Origin of the sequence: Caproicibacterium lactatifermentans (assembly GCF_013315815.1) — a bacterium.
GTDB lineage: Bacteria > Bacillota > Clostridia > Oscillospirales > Acutalibacteraceae > Caproicibacterium > Caproicibacterium lactatifermentans.
In genome coordinates, this window is sequence record NZ_CP046051.1 from 162,812 (window position 1) to 176,573 (window position 13,762).

At 55.4% G+C, this 13,762-nt stretch carries 13 protein-coding genes and 1 tRNA gene; 5 read left to right on the forward strand and 9 right to left on the reverse strand.

Annotated features, from left to right (window positions below; translation table 11 throughout):
* Nucleotides 1-57 precede the first annotated feature (57 nt).
* Nucleotides 58-1,338: a PepSY1/2 domain-containing protein gene (locus GJQ69_RS00730; RefSeq protein ID WP_157658874.1), complete on the reverse strand. Its 1,281-nt coding sequence runs from the start codon at nucleotides 1,336-1,338 to the stop codon at nucleotides 58-60.
* Nucleotides 1,339-1,626: 288 nt separating this feature from the next.
* Here GJQ69_RS00730 and murD point away from each other — a divergent pair, with 288 nt between their 5' ends.
* The 5 genes from murD to GJQ69_RS00755 all read left to right on the forward strand — a co-directional run bounded on the left by murD (nucleotide 1,627) and on the right by GJQ69_RS00755 (nucleotide 7,449).
* The gene (gene murD, locus GJQ69_RS00735) at nucleotides 1,627-3,012 is read left to right on the forward strand and encodes a UDP-N-acetylmuramoyl-L-alanine--D-glutamate ligase (RefSeq protein ID WP_174192622.1); all 1,386 of its coding nucleotides are present in this window, start codon (nucleotides 1,627-1,629) and stop codon (nucleotides 3,010-3,012) included.
* A gap of 62 nt (nucleotides 3,013-3,074) precedes the next feature.
* On the forward strand, nucleotides 3,075-5,228 hold the full coding sequence (locus tag GJQ69_RS00740) for a zinc-binding metallopeptidase family protein (protein ID WP_086034955.1): 2,154 nt from the start codon (nucleotides 3,075-3,077) through the stop codon (nucleotides 5,226-5,228).
* On the forward strand, nucleotides 5,213-5,977 hold the full coding sequence (locus tag GJQ69_RS00745; protein ID WP_086034956.1) for a hypothetical protein: 765 nt from the start codon (nucleotides 5,213-5,215) through the stop codon (nucleotides 5,975-5,977). The genes GJQ69_RS00740 and GJQ69_RS00745 overlap by 16 nt, the downstream gene beginning before the upstream one ends.
* 52 nt (nucleotides 5,978-6,029) lie before the next feature.
* Nucleotides 6,030-7,301, forward strand: coding sequence for a methionine gamma-lyase family protein (locus tag GJQ69_RS00750; RefSeq protein ID WP_086034957.1), 1,272 nt, complete (start codon nucleotides 6,030-6,032; stop codon nucleotides 7,299-7,301).
* 64 nt (nucleotides 7,302-7,365) lie between these two features.
* Nucleotides 7,366-7,449: transfer RNA gene (locus GJQ69_RS00755), tRNA-Leu, on the forward strand.
* Nucleotides 7,450-7,723: 274 nt separating this feature from the next.
* Here GJQ69_RS00755 and GJQ69_RS00760 read toward each other — a convergent pair.
* From GJQ69_RS00760 to GJQ69_RS00795, 8 genes are all read right to left on the reverse strand, one after another.
* Nucleotides 7,724-8,083, reverse strand: a complete 360-nt coding sequence (locus GJQ69_RS00760) for a phage head closure protein (RefSeq protein WP_174192623.1) — start codon at nucleotides 8,081-8,083, stop codon at nucleotides 7,724-7,726.
* A gap of 4 nt (nucleotides 8,084-8,087) precedes the next feature.
* The gene (locus GJQ69_RS00765; protein ID WP_174192625.1) at nucleotides 8,088-9,728 is read right to left on the reverse strand and encodes a terminase large subunit; all 1,641 of its coding nucleotides are present in this window, start codon (nucleotides 9,726-9,728) and stop codon (nucleotides 8,088-8,090) included.
* A complete protein-coding gene (locus GJQ69_RS00770) occupies nucleotides 9,728-10,042 on the reverse strand; it encodes a hypothetical protein (protein WP_174192627.1) in 315 nt (104 codons plus the stop codon). Before GJQ69_RS00770 ends, GJQ69_RS00765 begins: the two co-directional genes overlap by 1 nt.
* 104 nt (nucleotides 10,043-10,146) lie before the next feature.
* Nucleotides 10,147-10,464 (reverse strand): HNH endonuclease, encoded by a 318-nt coding sequence (locus GJQ69_RS00775; protein WP_174192636.1) that lies wholly within the window; start codon nucleotides 10,462-10,464, stop codon nucleotides 10,147-10,149.
* Nucleotides 10,461-10,745: a head-tail connector protein gene (locus tag GJQ69_RS00780; protein ID WP_174192638.1), complete on the reverse strand. Its 285-nt coding sequence runs from the start codon at nucleotides 10,743-10,745 to the stop codon at nucleotides 10,461-10,463. Before GJQ69_RS00780 ends, GJQ69_RS00775 begins: the two co-directional genes overlap by 4 nt.
* A 60-nt stretch (nucleotides 10,746-10,805) precedes the next feature.
* Nucleotides 10,806-12,026, reverse strand: a complete 1,221-nt coding sequence (locus GJQ69_RS00785) for a phage major capsid protein (protein WP_174192640.1) — start codon at nucleotides 12,024-12,026, stop codon at nucleotides 10,806-10,808.
* A gap of 2 nt (nucleotides 12,027-12,028) precedes the next feature.
* The gene (locus tag GJQ69_RS00790) at nucleotides 12,029-12,577 is read right to left on the reverse strand and encodes an HK97 family phage prohead protease (RefSeq protein ID WP_174192642.1); all 549 of its coding nucleotides are present in this window, start codon (nucleotides 12,575-12,577) and stop codon (nucleotides 12,029-12,031) included.
* On the reverse strand, nucleotides 12,574-13,752 hold the full coding sequence (locus tag GJQ69_RS00795) for a phage portal protein (protein WP_174192644.1): 1,179 nt from the start codon (nucleotides 13,750-13,752) through the stop codon (nucleotides 12,574-12,576). The genes GJQ69_RS00790 and GJQ69_RS00795 overlap by 4 nt, the downstream gene beginning before the upstream one ends.
* Nucleotides 13,753-13,762 lie beyond the last annotated feature (10 nt).

Below are 13,762 nucleotides of genomic sequence, written 5' to 3' on the forward strand. Positions count from 1 at the left end.
TACCTGCCGGGCAGCGGCTTTTTTCTGTCTATCTATGCGGTCATTGTTATAGAATTTTTATTGAACCAGTATGCCGGCATCCGTGGACTGCAGAATGAGAATCTGCTGTTCCATACCACTGGCACAGTTGATATAGACCAGTACGCGGTCACCGTTGCTTCCGATACAGGAGAACTCCCAGCACAGCACTTCATTCAGGCCGGAAGTTGGCACCAGTACTTTCCGAGAGTTGTTCACTTTTAGGCGGCTGCTGACCTTTTTCTGTGCAGCTTCTTTGGTGTATTTCGGTGACGGAAAGCTGCGGGACATGTGGTTCATCAGGTAGCCCGTAGCGCCCAGCTCCACCACGTCGCCGTTGTCCAGCGCAATGCCTACCTTGACAAGATCCGGGTAACAGCGCACACCGTTTTCCTCATATGCAAAGTTAAATAGAATGCGGCCATCGGTCTTAATCCAGTAGGTAAGCTGCATATCTTTATAGCCGCACTTTGCCAGAAAAGCGGTGGCCTTTTCTTTGGCGGCGTCCATGGTGATTTTTTCCGCTGTAATTTCCCGGCTGCTGCGCATGGAACAGAGAACACCTCCTTTTTTGGTAACGGAGGCGGTTGTAGTACCGGACGTGAAGTTCCACAGGGGCAGGTTACCGGCCGTGTCTGCGGCGGAGGTAAGCTTGCTGGGGGAAAGGTTCAGTGCTTTGGCGGCAATGGAGCACGCGTCCGCTTTGCTTACATCGCTTTTCCCCTGCAGGGCGCGGGGATTTTTCCGCTGAATATTATCCGAAAACGGCCCATCGTAAATCAGCGAAGGGAAGTTCGTAAAGTCGGTTGCGGTTTGTTTCAGCTGAGAGGACAGGTTGTCGGAAGTATAGTCCAGTTTCAGCGACGACAAATTGCTGGAAAGCTTTTGGGCATAGGTATGCAGCTTCTCAATGGTTTTGTACTCCGCTTCCGTAATATGCCCGCCGCCGCTGATGCGGTTGGACAGGCTCATGGCAAAATCACCGACTTGGGTAATATATTTCGAAACGTTGTTCATGGTACTGTCGTGTACCGGCAGTGTAGCCAAAGCCTCCTTGGCAAGGCCAGATTCATGCATCAGCCGGGCCGCGAGTCCGTTCTGTTGGGTAGGGGTGTTGGCGTAAATGCTTTTGTCCAGTGTCAGGGAAATGGTGTTTACGCAGTCGCGCAGGTCACCGTACGCGCGGTCATAGGTATAGGTCAGGTCACGCTTGGCAGCCTTTTCAGCGGCCTGGCTGCGCATGGTCAGGGCTCCCGCCGTGACCACAGCGCCAACCGCGATAATACCCATTACCACAGCAACGGCTTTTCTGTTTTTCATAAAATACATCACCTTGCCCGTACCCGAAATTTTCTGTACATACCGTACAAAAGAAAGGCAAAGCGGGCCAATGGTAGCTTTCACCACACACAGCAGGATTATACACAATGTTCTGCCCGAGAAGACGTCTTTGAAAAGCGGCAAAGATGTTGTATAATAAAAAAGTATGACATGACGGCCGGTGCCTGCTGTGCCGGCGGCTGTATCTTTTTTAGAAAACACAATGACAGGTATATATTTTTACTGAACTGCGGCCGACAGCTGCAGAAAACCGGAGGATATCATTCCATGACGATAACAGACTTTTACAGGGAAATGAAAGGCAAAACCGTTGCATTCTGTGGCTTGGGCGGCAGCAACCTGCCCCTGATTGACCGCTTTCTGGCGGCTGGCGCGAAAGTGACCGCCCGTGACCGGCGCACCCGCGAAAAACTGGGGGATTTGGCGGACCAGCTGGAGAAAAAAAGCGTGCAGCTGGTGTTGGGCGAAAACTATCTGGAAGACCTGAATGAAGAGGTCATTTTCCGTACGCCCGGTATGCCCTATCATCTGCCGCAGCTGGATGCTGCCCGCGCCCGCGGCAGTGTCGTGACCAGTGAAATGGAAGTTTTCCTGGAGTACTGCCCGTGCCGCGTCTTTGGCGTAACCGGCTCGGACGGTAAAACAACTACGACAACCATTCTGTCCAAAATTCTGCAGCACGCGGGAAAAACCGTACACGTCGGCGGCAACATTGGCAAAGCGCTGCTGCCGGATATCGACAGCATTCGGCCTACCGATGTGGTCGTTGCGGAGCTGTCCAGCTTTCAGCTTATCTCCGTAGGACGCAGCCCACAGGTAGCCGTTGTTACCAATATGAGCCCGAATCATCTGGATATTCATAAAGATATGCAGGAATATATAGATGCCAAGAAAAATATTTTCCTCCACCAGGACGGATTCGGCCGTGCCGTCTTTAACCTTGACAATCCCATTACCACGGGGTTTGTCAGTCAGGCCCGCGGCGAGTGTTTGACTTTCAGCCGAAAGCAGCGTGTACGGAACGGCTGCTTTGTGAACCCAGACGGAACCATCGTTTTTGCCAAAAACGGTGTGGAAACACCGATTATGAATTGCAGCGAGATTCGCATTCCCGGTGCGCATAATGTGGAAAATTATCTGGCAGCCATTTGTGCGGTGTGGGGTTATGCTTCACCAGAGGATATCCGTGCGGTAGCAGAAGAATTTTCCGGTGTGGAGCATCGCGCGGAACTGGTGCGGGAACTGGATGGCGTGCGCTGGTACAATGACAGCATTGCTACTACACCAAGCCGCACTGTGCGGGGAATGCTTTCCCTGTTTCCGCAGAAACTAATTTTGATTGCGGGCGGATACGATAAAAAGATTCCATTTGAGCCGATGGGAGAACCGGTGTGTGAGCACGTCAAAACGTTGGTCCTGATGGGCGTTACCGCACCGAAAATTGAGGCGGCGGTTAAGGAAGCAAAAAATTATCGGCCAGGTGCACCCAAAATTCTGCACGCGGCAAGCTTAGAGGAAGCGGTAAACCTGTGCCGTCAGGAAGCAAAATCCGGCGATATTGTGGCACTCAGCCCGGCGTGCGCAAGCTTTGATATGTTCCCCAACTTTGAAACACGCGGTGACCGCTTCCGTGAACTGGTAAAGCAGCTGTAAGCGGAAGCGGCATCTGCCGATATGTTCGGTTCTATATTTTTCGAGTAAAAGAGGGTTTCCTTATGAAGATGGAAAAAATACTCAAAACACTGTGCGGCGCTATTGGCACTAGTGGAGATGAAACAGCGCCGGTGAAGGCGGCGCTGGAACTGACCGGTCTGCCCAACGGGAAAGTACTGCCGCTCGGCAGCGGCTGTGTGTCACTGGGGAAGGCAGATGCGGAAAAGGTCATTTTGCTGGAAGCGCATATGGACCAGATTGGCCTGGTGGTTACATCGGTAGATGAGCACGGATTCCTGCACTTTGCGAACTGCGGTGGTTCGGACCAGCGTGTCATGCCCGGCTGTCCGGTGCGTGTCTTTGCCACAGGTGCGGATAAACCGCTTCTCGGCGTTGTTGGTAGTGTGCCGCCGCACCTGGACCGGGCGAACACAGACAAAGTGCCGGACGTGGAGGATATGACGGTGGACCTCGGCCTGCCCGCCGTGAAAGCCAAAACCGTTGTTTGCCCCGGTGACCGTGTGGTCCCGGTGTATGAACCGAAAAAATTGATGGGAACCCGCTTTTCCTCCGCTGCGCTGGACAACCGTGCCGGTGCAGCTGCGGTGGTTCGCGCCGCTCGTCTGCTGCAGCAGGTTGACCTGGGCAGCTGGCGGGTGCTGCTTCTGTTCAGCACGATGGAAGAAATCGGCGGACAGGGGGCGCATACGGCTGCCTATACGGCGGCCGTAGATGAAGCAATTTGTGTAGACGTTGGTTTTGGCATACAGCCCGGCGTTAAGCCGGAAGTCAGTCACCCGGTGGGGGGCGGCGTAATGATTGGCAGCGCGCCGATTTTGGACCGTGGCATGACGCGGCGTTTGGGACAGCTTGCTGACGAAAACCATATTTCGTATAAATGGGACGTCATGGGAGGCTTTACCGGAACCAACAGCGATGATATCGCGGTGACGCGCGGCGGTGTCCGTACAGCTTTGTTAAGTGTGCCGCAGCGTTCTATGCACACACCGGCGGAAGTGGTGGATATGCAGGATATTGAGGACACAGCCCTTCTGATGGCGCTGTATGTCTGTGACCGGTGCGGTGCCAGCCTGCCTCAGCCGGCACAGTCCGCTGAGGAGCCGGCGGCAGATACGGCTGCGAGTGCCGGTGCCGAGTCGGACGGGGAAGTGTGGAGTGCCTGCCTGCCCCAGCTGTGCCGGGAGCGCGGTGTTTCCGGCAGTGAAGAGGGTGTGCGGGAACTGATCCTTTCCCAGATAAGCAATTTCGCGGAAAAAATAGAGATTACGCCGCTTGGCAGTATTCTTGCATATAAAAAGGGAAAAAACCGTGCCAAAACACGGCTGCTCCTCAACGCGCACATGGACGAAGTCGGCCTTATCATAACGCATATTACCGATGAAGGTTTTCTGCGCTTTGCGCCGGTTGGCAGGATAGACCCACGTGTCCTGCCCGGCCGCAGCGTGACTGTTGGGTATGGCAAAAATACGGTGCCCGGTGTGATTGGCCTGAAGCCCATTCACCTGTTGGAAAAAGGCGAACGCGGCAAAGCCATTCCGGTCGAAGAACTGTATATTGATATCGGGGCCAAGGACAAACAGGAGGCAGCCAAAGTGGCTGTGCCCGGGGACATGGTCACGTTTAACAGTGTGTACGAGGAGAATGGCTTTTCGGTTAAGAGCCGTGCGCTGGACGACCGTGCGGGCTGTGCCCTTCTGGTCCACCTGATGCAGCAGCCGGACTGGGCGTATGACACGATTTTTGAATTTGCCGTACAGGGTGAAGTGGGCTGCAATGGTTCCTGCACGGGTGCCTATTTGGCACAGCCGGAGGCTGCTGTCGTTGTGGAATGCACGGCTGCTTCCGATGTGCCCGGCACGGAAACGGATCAGCAGGTGTGCCGTTTGGGTCAGGGACCGGTCATCACGTTTATGGACCATAAAACCATTTACGACAAGGAATATACCAAATGGGCCTTTGAAGAAGCGCGCAAAGCCGGCGTGCCCTGCCAGTGGCAGGAGGGCGTGGACGGCGACAATGATGCCGGCGCTATTTATATCAGCCGCGGCGGTGTCCGCACAGCGGCGGTATCGCTGCCGTGCCGCTACCCGCACGCGCCGATGGGAATCGTCAGCCGCAGTGACTATGAAGCGGCGGGTGCGCTGCTGCAGTGCCTTGCACAGCGGATTGCGGGGACACCATGCTCTGGGCAGTAACGGAGCCTGCCCGCCTGCTTGCCTATGACCATGGCGCGCTGGGGTGCAGTGTTATTTCCAGCGTGACGGCCTATGGTACAGGTACGGCGGCGGCTCGCTTTTGGGAAGGGGACGGGTTCCTGCTGCGTCGGCAGGACGAAACAGCGACTTTGTGCGGTACGGTGCTGCCGGAAAGTGCGGAGGAGCTGCGTGAGTTTTTGTTTTATATCGGCGTACAAAATTTGCTGGCGGAGCCGGATAACCTGAAACGGTTGGGATTTTCTCCTGCCTCCGAGGGTGTGGAGATGGAGCTGTGCCGTCCCATTCCCTGCCCGCCGCTGCCCGCCGGTTTTCGGATGCGGCTGGCCGGACCAGTTGCGTCACCAGCTGCCATGCGGCTGGCAGATATGTATGCACTGCTGTGTGCGTGTACGCGACCGGGATTTTCTATACCGGCCTTTGAGCCGTTTTATTTGGATATGAGTCATCGTGTGCGGCACGGTGCCGTCCTGGCAGCGGGCCTGTACCAGAATGTGCGCTTGTATTCCTGTGCGGCAGAGGCGCTGTCGCCGAAACAGGCATTGCTTTTCGCCGGTGCCGCGGCGCCGGAAGTGCGCGGCCGCGGTGCCTTTGCGGCGGTGCTGGCGGCGCTGGTGAAACAGGCAGATGTCCGTCGGGTACTGCTGCTGTGCGGTTCACAGCTGCAGCCGCACTATGAGCAAATGGGCTTTTCTGCCTGCGGAATGTGCCAAAAAGCCTGCCTTAAATAAAAAATACATATTGTAATTTATATGTTTTAGTATACAAAAAGGAGAACATAAAGTGCAGATTTATCCTGCTTTTCATATCGACAAAAAAATAACCGATGCGGCCGATGAGGCACTGCGGAAAGCACAGCCGGCTCTGAAGCGCATTGATGAAGTGACCGACTACAACCAGCAGAAAATGCTGGCGGCCTTTATTCACTGCGGTGTCAGTGAAAGCCACTTTGCGGCCAGTACCGGCTATGGCTACGGTGACCGCGGACGGGAAGTGCTGGACCAGGTGTATGCGCAGGCACTGGGTGCTGAGGATGCACTGGTGCGGTATAATTTTGTGTCCGGTACACACGCACTGACCGTGGCGCTGTTTGGTGTGCTGCGCCCGGGAGACACCATGCTGTGTGTGACCGGTCTGCCGTATGACACGCTGCAGAGCGTTATCGGACTGACTGGTGATGGCAACGGTTCCTTAAAAGAGTATGGCATTCATTATCGGCAGGTCGACCTTAAAAAAGACGGTACACCGGATTATGAAGCCATTGAGCATGCGGTGCAGCCGGACACAAAGATGGTCTATATTCAGCGCAGCCGCGGCTACAGCCTTCGTCCGTCTCTGTTTGTGGAAGATATTGAGAAGATTGCGGCGATTGCAAAGCGCCGGGCACCGAACTGCATTGTTATGGTTGATAACTGCTACGGAGAATTTGTGCAGAAGGAGGAGCCGGTCGCACATGGTGCGGACCTCATGGCGGGTTCGCTCATTAAAAACCCGGGCGGCGGTGTTGCCCCGACCGGCGGCTACATTGCGGGCCGCAAAGATTTGGTGGAGAGCTGCTCCTATCGCTTGACAACACCGGGAACCGGTCGGGAGATTGGCTGTACACTGGGCAATAATCGAGAACTGTTCATGGGCGCTTTCCACGCACCACATGTAACAGGGGAAGCGCTGAAGACAGCAGTCTTTACTTCTGCCCTTTTCGAGGAGCTTGGCTATGCGGTAACACCGCGCTGGGACGAACCGCGCGCGGATATTATTCAGGCAGTTCTGCTGCGCACCCGTGAAGCGCTGATTGCTTTCTGCCAGGGAATCCAGAAAGGTTCGCCGGTCGATTCCTTTGTTTTGCCGGAGCCGTGGGGTATGCCTGGGTATGACTGCCAAGTAATCATGGCGGCGGGCACTTTTACGCTGGGTGCCTCTGTGGAACTGAGCGCGGACGCTCCTTTGCGGGCACCGTGGGCCGTATGGATGCAGGGCGGCCTAAATTTCCACAGCGCACGTCTTGGCTCTATGCTGGCGGCGCAGTCCATGCTGGAAAAAGGATTTTTAGGCTAAAGGTATTGCCAGTTCGATTTATTTACGGTATAATAAAAAACAGCACGGGTTCCGTGCTGTTTTTGCGGATGTGGTGGAATTGGCAGACACGCCAGATTTAGGTTCTGGTGTCTACGACATGCAGGTTCAAGTCCTGTCATCCGCACCAAAAGAAATCGCTTAGGCATGCGGCCTAAGCGGTATTTTTATGCCATTGTACCCCATTTTGTACCCCAACGGAAAAGTCACTCGGCGACGTTTTGTCATTGAGTGTTGAAAAACCACCACCCCAATTCAGGTTCTCCTCCTTGTTGGCATAAAAAGGCTGCCCGTCAAATTTAACGAGCAGCTTTTTCTTTCGGGTCCTCCTGTGGATGTTACCCTCCAAGGGTGTCTATCTGGCGGACACCCTTTTGCTTTTCTTTCGGGTCCTCCTGTGGATGTTACCTGCCGTATGGTACTATCTCATCCGCCGGTGGAATCTCTGCCTGCGCCGCTTCCTTTGCGAACAGTTTCAGGTCCTCTTTGTATCCCTCAAAGGTATCCACACGGTCTATGACGTACCACGTTTCCCGGTAGTAAATCAGCATTCCGGGCTTGATGTCTCTTCTCCAGTTGACGGTAAACTGCATATCCTCTTTATACCCGGCAGTCCCGGCTGCGAAATACTCTTTTTGGGAAAGCTGCCGCGCATAGGCCCACAGGCTGCCCGGGTGAATCGGCTGATAGGCGGTTACCCAGTTGCCGATGTCGTCCTGTACCTCGGTCTTATTGTAAATTATTATCTTCTTATCCTTTACCATTTCATCACGCCCTCAAAAATTCTTCGTAGTGGTCCATCAGGCCCACGTATGCGTCCAGCATGGAAGCCATGCCGTCTATCCTCATCTTCGGCTGCTGCGCCTTAATCGGCACGATATTTCCGTTTCGGTCTGTCATAATCCCCGTGTTGGTCAGGCACCACTTCAGAATCGGGTTATTATTGTAATTGATTTTCTTTGCTTTCAGGTCGGCCCCCATCTGCTGCATGGGCAGGGAAAGCGTCTTTGCCCCCTGAATGCAGCGGACCATCGGAAAGCCGTACTGCTTCATCTCATCCACCCAGTACCGGGCGGAATAGCTGTCATAGTAAATCCACAGAGGAGTAATGCCGTAGTCATTCAGCATTTCGTTGAACCATGCCGTGACGTCGCTGTAGCGTATCGTGTTACCCGCGCAGAGCCGCAGCAGGCCCTGTTCCATCCACAGGTCGTAGGGGATTTTGTCCTTGTGGACGCGCTCGTGGAAGCTTTCCTGCGGCAACCAGTACATCTGCGTCACATACCGCTTTTCGGTTTCCTTATCCACAAAAAGCAGGGTAGCGCAGGTCAGGTCGGTTGTGATGCTCAGGTCGGCCCCGCCGATAGCGTAGCAGTTCCGAAATTTCTCCAGGTCGAAGGTTTCCGGATTGTCGATGTCGTCGAAGGTCAGCCACGCCTGCGCCACGTTCTGCCGAATGTTGAAATCCTTGCAGAGGATTCCCGGCAGGTCGGTGGCGTTGCTCTTGGCCCGCTCAACCTTCCTTTGCAGGTCGTCCAGCTTCTTAATGGCCCCCAGTCCGGGATTCGCCTTTGCCCATGCCTCGGGGTCGCCCCATTCCTTCGCGCTGTCCAGCTCATAGAGGACCGGAAGAAAACTGTCGTCCTTTACCACGCCGTCAAGGACGTTGCAGGCGTAGGAATACATGTCGTCGTAAATACATTCCCTCACGGTCCCCGCCGTCGTAATCATCAGTAAAAGCGGCTGCCGCCGGGCACTCTGCGACTGCTTCATCACTTCGTAAAGGTTCCTGTCCCGCACGCCGTGCAGCTCGTCCATGACGACGAGCGAAGCGTTCAAGCCGTCCAGCGTGTCCGAATTGCGCCCCAGGGGCTGGAACTTCGCCATCAGCGCGTCGCAGTACATGTCCTGCTTCCGCTTCCTGATGTACCGCGAAAGCTCGGGAGACTGTTTCACCATGTTCCGCGCCTCGTCGAACAGGAGCTTGGCCTGCGCGTATTTCGTCGCGGTGGAGTATATCTCCGCCCCCGGCTCATTGTCCGCTATCATGCAGTACAGCGCGATGCCTGCGGCCATTGTGGACTTGCCGTTCTTCCTGCCCACAAGAAACAGACTTTCCCGGTACTTCCGCAGGCCGGTTTCAGCGTCCACAAAGCCAAACAGAGCCGCGATAAACGCCTTCTGGAACAGCCCCAGCTTTACGGTCTGCCCGGCCCACTCGCCCTTTGAGTGCCGGCAGAACCGTTCGATAAACTCTATCGGCCGGTTTGCCTTCTCCTCATCGAAAATGTATCGCCCCGCCTGGTGCTCAATCTCATGGCCCAGCTTCTCATAGAGCCTCTGGACCTTCCGGGAGACGACGTATTTCCCGGCGCGGATGCCGTCGCGGTATTCCAGAATCGGATTCATCAGGCGCTCTTGCCTTTCTTCAGAAACTCTGCCAGCTCATCCTTTGCTTCCGGTTTCGCCGCGGGCGGGAGAAGGTCAATCAGCTGTTTGTTCAGCAGTGCATAGCGCTGAATGGTCGTGTTATAGGCCTGCATCGCCGGATTCTGTTTCAGCCCGTCCCGGCCTTCCACCACGGCGCCGTCTTTCCGGATTCCCGCCTTCAGTTTGGAAAGCGTCGCGTCCATGAACGTCATTTCCTGCATCAGCTTTTCCGCGATAGGTTTTCGGTCATCATCGATAATGGTTATTAGTTTTCTGATTTTTGCCATTGCCATAAAAATCACTCCTAAAATATTCCAGCGTTCTATAAATGCGAATGCTTCCCATTTGCATATAAAAAACTCATGGAGAGGAAATTTGAACTGCACCCACCGGTCTATTAATGCGCTAAAGTGTTAATGCACCCGGGGGGTGTCTTGACAAGATTTCCGTTTGCGTCAAACTTCAGTCCGTCCGCACATGCGCCGCTTCCGAAATGTTCCCGGTTGTGGCAGACTTCACACAGTGCTTCCAGGTTATCCCAGTTCAGCGTCACGTTCGGGTCGTTGATGTTCTGTGGTGTAATGTACGTTTTGTGGTGCGCTATCACAGCCAGCCTGCCGCACCGCTCACATGTCCAGTTCTTGGAACAGAGGAATGCGTACCTGCACTTCTCCCATGTCCTGGACTTATAGAATCGTTCAGCATATGGTTTCATTTCAGTGACGCCCACAGCTTCAGCGTACCCAGCATACTGTCAACAGCGTTCGACAGCCGCGCCGCTTCGCTCGCTCCCGGGTCGTACCACAGCTGAAGGATGAACTTTGCCGCCTGCTTGGCGAGCTGATAGCCAGGCGCTGTATCGTCTTCCCATCTGCTGCCTGTGGTTACTTCCAGATAATCCGGCAGACTGTCCAGCATGGACTGAATGATGGTATCGTTTTCCGTGCCGTCCAGCCTCAGCGCGTCCCGCGCCTCATCTATCGTAAGTAATGCCATGATAATCACTCCTAACAAAAAGGGGGCTGCGATAAGCGCAACCCCTCATCTGCATTATGTTCAGGCTTCCGCCGCGGCCAGTTTGGCAAATGCTTCGGGAATAATCGGCTTGCCGTCGCCCACTGCCATCGCCCGGTAGTCAATCAGGCCCTGCTTGAAGCTGGATTCTCTGGAGACTTCCAGCAGAATATCCTGCGACAGGTTGACGCCGTAATACTGGAAGTTGCCGTACAGGATGGTGTCAGCGGGAATGTAGTCGTCCACTACTACCTGATGGCCCAGCATACGCCCGGCCCCGCCGTCAATGGGGTTCGTGAAGATAGGCCGGCCGGTCGTGTCTTCCACAGCCATGAGGCGGTTGAACAGGGTCGCGTTGCTGCACGCGAACACCGCACCCGCGGAGTACCCGGCCTTCAGCAGGGAAGCCAGCTTCAGCACGTCGGCATACTTCAGACCGCCCGCCGCATAGGTCGCGCTGTTGGTCGTGCCCCACGTCACGCCCGGCAGAATCCCCAGCGCCTGTCCGGAACCTGTGCCGGAGAATACTCCAGCGTTCAGCGCCGCGCCGATGGTCCTGGTAAGCTCGGTAGACAGGTAGGATTCAAATGCCGGGACGGAAATGGTGTTCGCTGCCACGCTCAGGGAGAACACCTTCAGCAGCTCGTAGGCGTTAAAGGTTACGCTGGTTGGCGTCTTGGCGGACGGCTCAACGGAAGCTCCCTCGGCGTGCCATTCCGCCGCGTCTTCCGGGGTCGCGACAGGCACGGACAGATTGGCGGGAACCCGGAATTGCCGGACGAAATTCAGGATGTTCCCCTGCGTCGCAGCCTTCTTCACGACTTCGTTCAGAGTCTGCGTCGGGATGACTGCCGTGTTGGTCCCGGTTGTCAGAGCCGCTCTGCGCTCGGTGACGGCCTGCTCCTGCGCGCGGCTGAATACGTTCCGGTCCGCGTCGGTCATGGGCTTGCCGAGCATCTTTTTGTAGAATGCCGTCCGGTATTCCGCAGAGGAGAAGATGTCGTCGTCGCGCTTCTCTTCCTTGTGGGAATAGTTCTTCCCGGTAATCGGGTTGAAGCCGGTCAGCTTCCCCTGTGCCGCGGAACGGGCTTCCAGATTGTCCCTCGCCATCTTCAATCCGTCCAGCTCAACGTTCAGAGCGGAAATATCGGCGTTCGGGTCGGTGTCAATGATTTTGCCGATTTCCGCCGCGCGGGTTTCAATATCTTCGGCGGATGCCGTGCGGTAATGGTTGAACGCTGCGTCTTTATCTTTAAAAGTCATAATCACATACTCCTTTTCAAAATCTGGTTGATTCTGATTTTTGCCGCCCGGCGGGCGTCTGCCGCGCTCCGGGCTTCGACTGATGTAGTAGGATACGCGGGGAAATTGACAAGGCTGATTTCCAGCACCTTTGAGATTTTGTTAATTGTCCGCGTATTCGTTGCCGGGTCGTATTCGTCGCCGCCTGCCGGCACGACAAAAGCGAATGAAACACCCGTCAAGTCGCCTCGCCTAACTGCCGTATAGGCGGAACGGCCTTCCTCGGTGTCCGGCAACTCTGCGGCAAAGTTTAGCCCTGCCGGGCTTATTGAAAGCTGTAGAGTTTTTGGCGTGCGTGCCAGAGGAAGGCGGCTTGCGTCGTGTCCCACCAGCAGGCGCGAATCGCTCAGGTCGGCTCCTGCCAGAGCCCCGGAGCGAATAATTTCAGTGTATCGGCCCTTCGGGTCGTTAATAACGGTCGGCGTATCAAAAACGATTGCCTTGCCGGTCAACCGCATTTTTCCGTTTTCGGGTTCGGCCGCCCGGATTTCGCAGATACGGGTTTCCTTCATTTCTTCTGCACCCCCTGATACTGGTTGGCCTTATCTGCCTGTACTACATTTAGTGTTTGAAGCCGCTTTTTGCCCTCTTCGCCGCCGATAGGCTTCATGTTGAGAATTTGCCTCGCTTCGTCCACAGTGAAGAGGCCGAACGGCACGCTCTCCTTGAGCGTCGTTACGCGGGTTCCGTAGCTCGCGTATTCCATCGAATCGCCTTCAAACAGAATCCGGTTCCCGGCCTGCTGCTCAATCGGCGTGAAGATCTTTGCCGTGAATTCCTGCGCCATCTGCGCCGCGAGTGGTTCAATGACAGATTCGTAAAACGCCGTGCCTTCCTGCTCGGAATAGGTGGAATCCACAATCTTCTGCGAAATGCCCAGGTATTCGTAGATTTTCGATTTCGCCGCGTCCATCTGCGCCTTGTTTATCGAATAGGGCTTCTGGTCCAGCGGAACGAAGTCCAGCATACTGTCCGTCACGGCCACGCCGCCGTTGTTGGAGATGTTGAGGAAGTCCGCCGTGAAGGCGTCCCGCTCCTGCTTCATTTTTTCCGGAGCCAGAACCTGATTGTATTTCAGGATTCCGCGGAGCGAAGCGCCCTGCTTTATCCCGGAAACAATGCCGTCGCTCTGCGTCTGTGCCAGCCGGACGGCCGGAAGAATTGCGGAGTTGTCATCGCCCAGCAGGTCGTTCCGGTTGAAGTGCCGGCGAAGGTGGATGATGTCAGAATAGGGGAGAATGTACTGCTTTCCGTTCTGGAAGAAGAACTTGATGTACATGGTGTCGGTCGGGTCCGTCACGAATTGGGCGCCGCTCACGTCCAGCGGATACAGAGCCGCGATTCCCGCGTCCCCGCGCTGTATGTACCCGAACGAATCGTTATATGCGTAAAAATGTGTAATCAGCTTGTACAGCGCGTCGTAGGCGCTCATGTACGGGTTCGGTCTGGTACCCAGCAGATAATTGAGGTTGTCGTCGCCCGGCTGTCTGCCGTCCGCCGTGCGGATGATATGGGACCCGTGCAGCTTCGCCCCGTGCCGTGCTATCGCGTCCACAGCAGCGCGGAAAACGTCGCTTTCGTAGGCATTCCCGCTGAATGGCGTAAAGTACGCCGGCGACCCGGTCAGTACCGCGGGAGCCGTCTTGGGCGGCTGTCGGGAATGGAACAGCTTTGAAAAAATACTCAATGTAATATCA

Excerpts from the sequence above, each read along its gene's own strand:
- GJQ69_RS00790 (WP_174192642.1), bottom strand. The coding sequence starts at position 12,577 with ATGAAGGAAACCCGTATCTGCGAAATCCGGGCGGCCGAACCCGAAAAC.
- GJQ69_RS00745 (WP_086034956.1), top strand. The coding sequence starts at position 5,213 with ATGCTCTGGGCAGTAACGGAGCCTGCCCGCCTGCTTGCCTATGACCAT.
- GJQ69_RS00730 (WP_157658874.1), bottom strand. The coding sequence starts at position 1,338 with ATGAAAAACAGAAAAGCCGTTGCTGTGGTAATGGGTATTATCGCGGTT.
- GJQ69_RS00740 (WP_086034955.1), top strand. The coding sequence starts at position 3,075 with ATGAAGATGGAAAAAATACTCAAAACACTGTGCGGCGCTATTGGCACT.
- GJQ69_RS00760 (WP_174192623.1), bottom strand. The coding sequence starts at position 8,083 with ATGGTAAAGGATAAGAAGATAATAATTTACAATAAGACCGAGGTACAG.
- GJQ69_RS00765 (WP_174192625.1), bottom strand. The coding sequence starts at position 9,728 with ATGAATCCGATTCTGGAATACCGCGACGGCATCCGCGCCGGGAAATAC.
- GJQ69_RS00785 (WP_174192640.1), bottom strand. The coding sequence starts at position 12,026 with ATGACTTTTAAAGATAAAGACGCAGCGTTCAACCATTACCGCACGGCA.
- GJQ69_RS00780 (WP_174192638.1), bottom strand. The coding sequence starts at position 10,745 with ATGGCATTACTTACGATAGATGAGGCGCGGGACGCGCTGAGGCTGGAC.
- GJQ69_RS00775 (WP_174192636.1), bottom strand. The coding sequence starts at position 10,464 with ATGAAACCATATGCTGAACGATTCTATAAGTCCAGGACATGGGAGAAG.
- GJQ69_RS00770 (WP_174192627.1), bottom strand. The coding sequence starts at position 10,042 with ATGGCAATGGCAAAAATCAGAAAACTAATAACCATTATCGATGATGAC.
- murD (WP_174192622.1), top strand. The coding sequence starts at position 1,627 with ATGACGATAACAGACTTTTACAGGGAAATGAAAGGCAAAACCGTTGCA.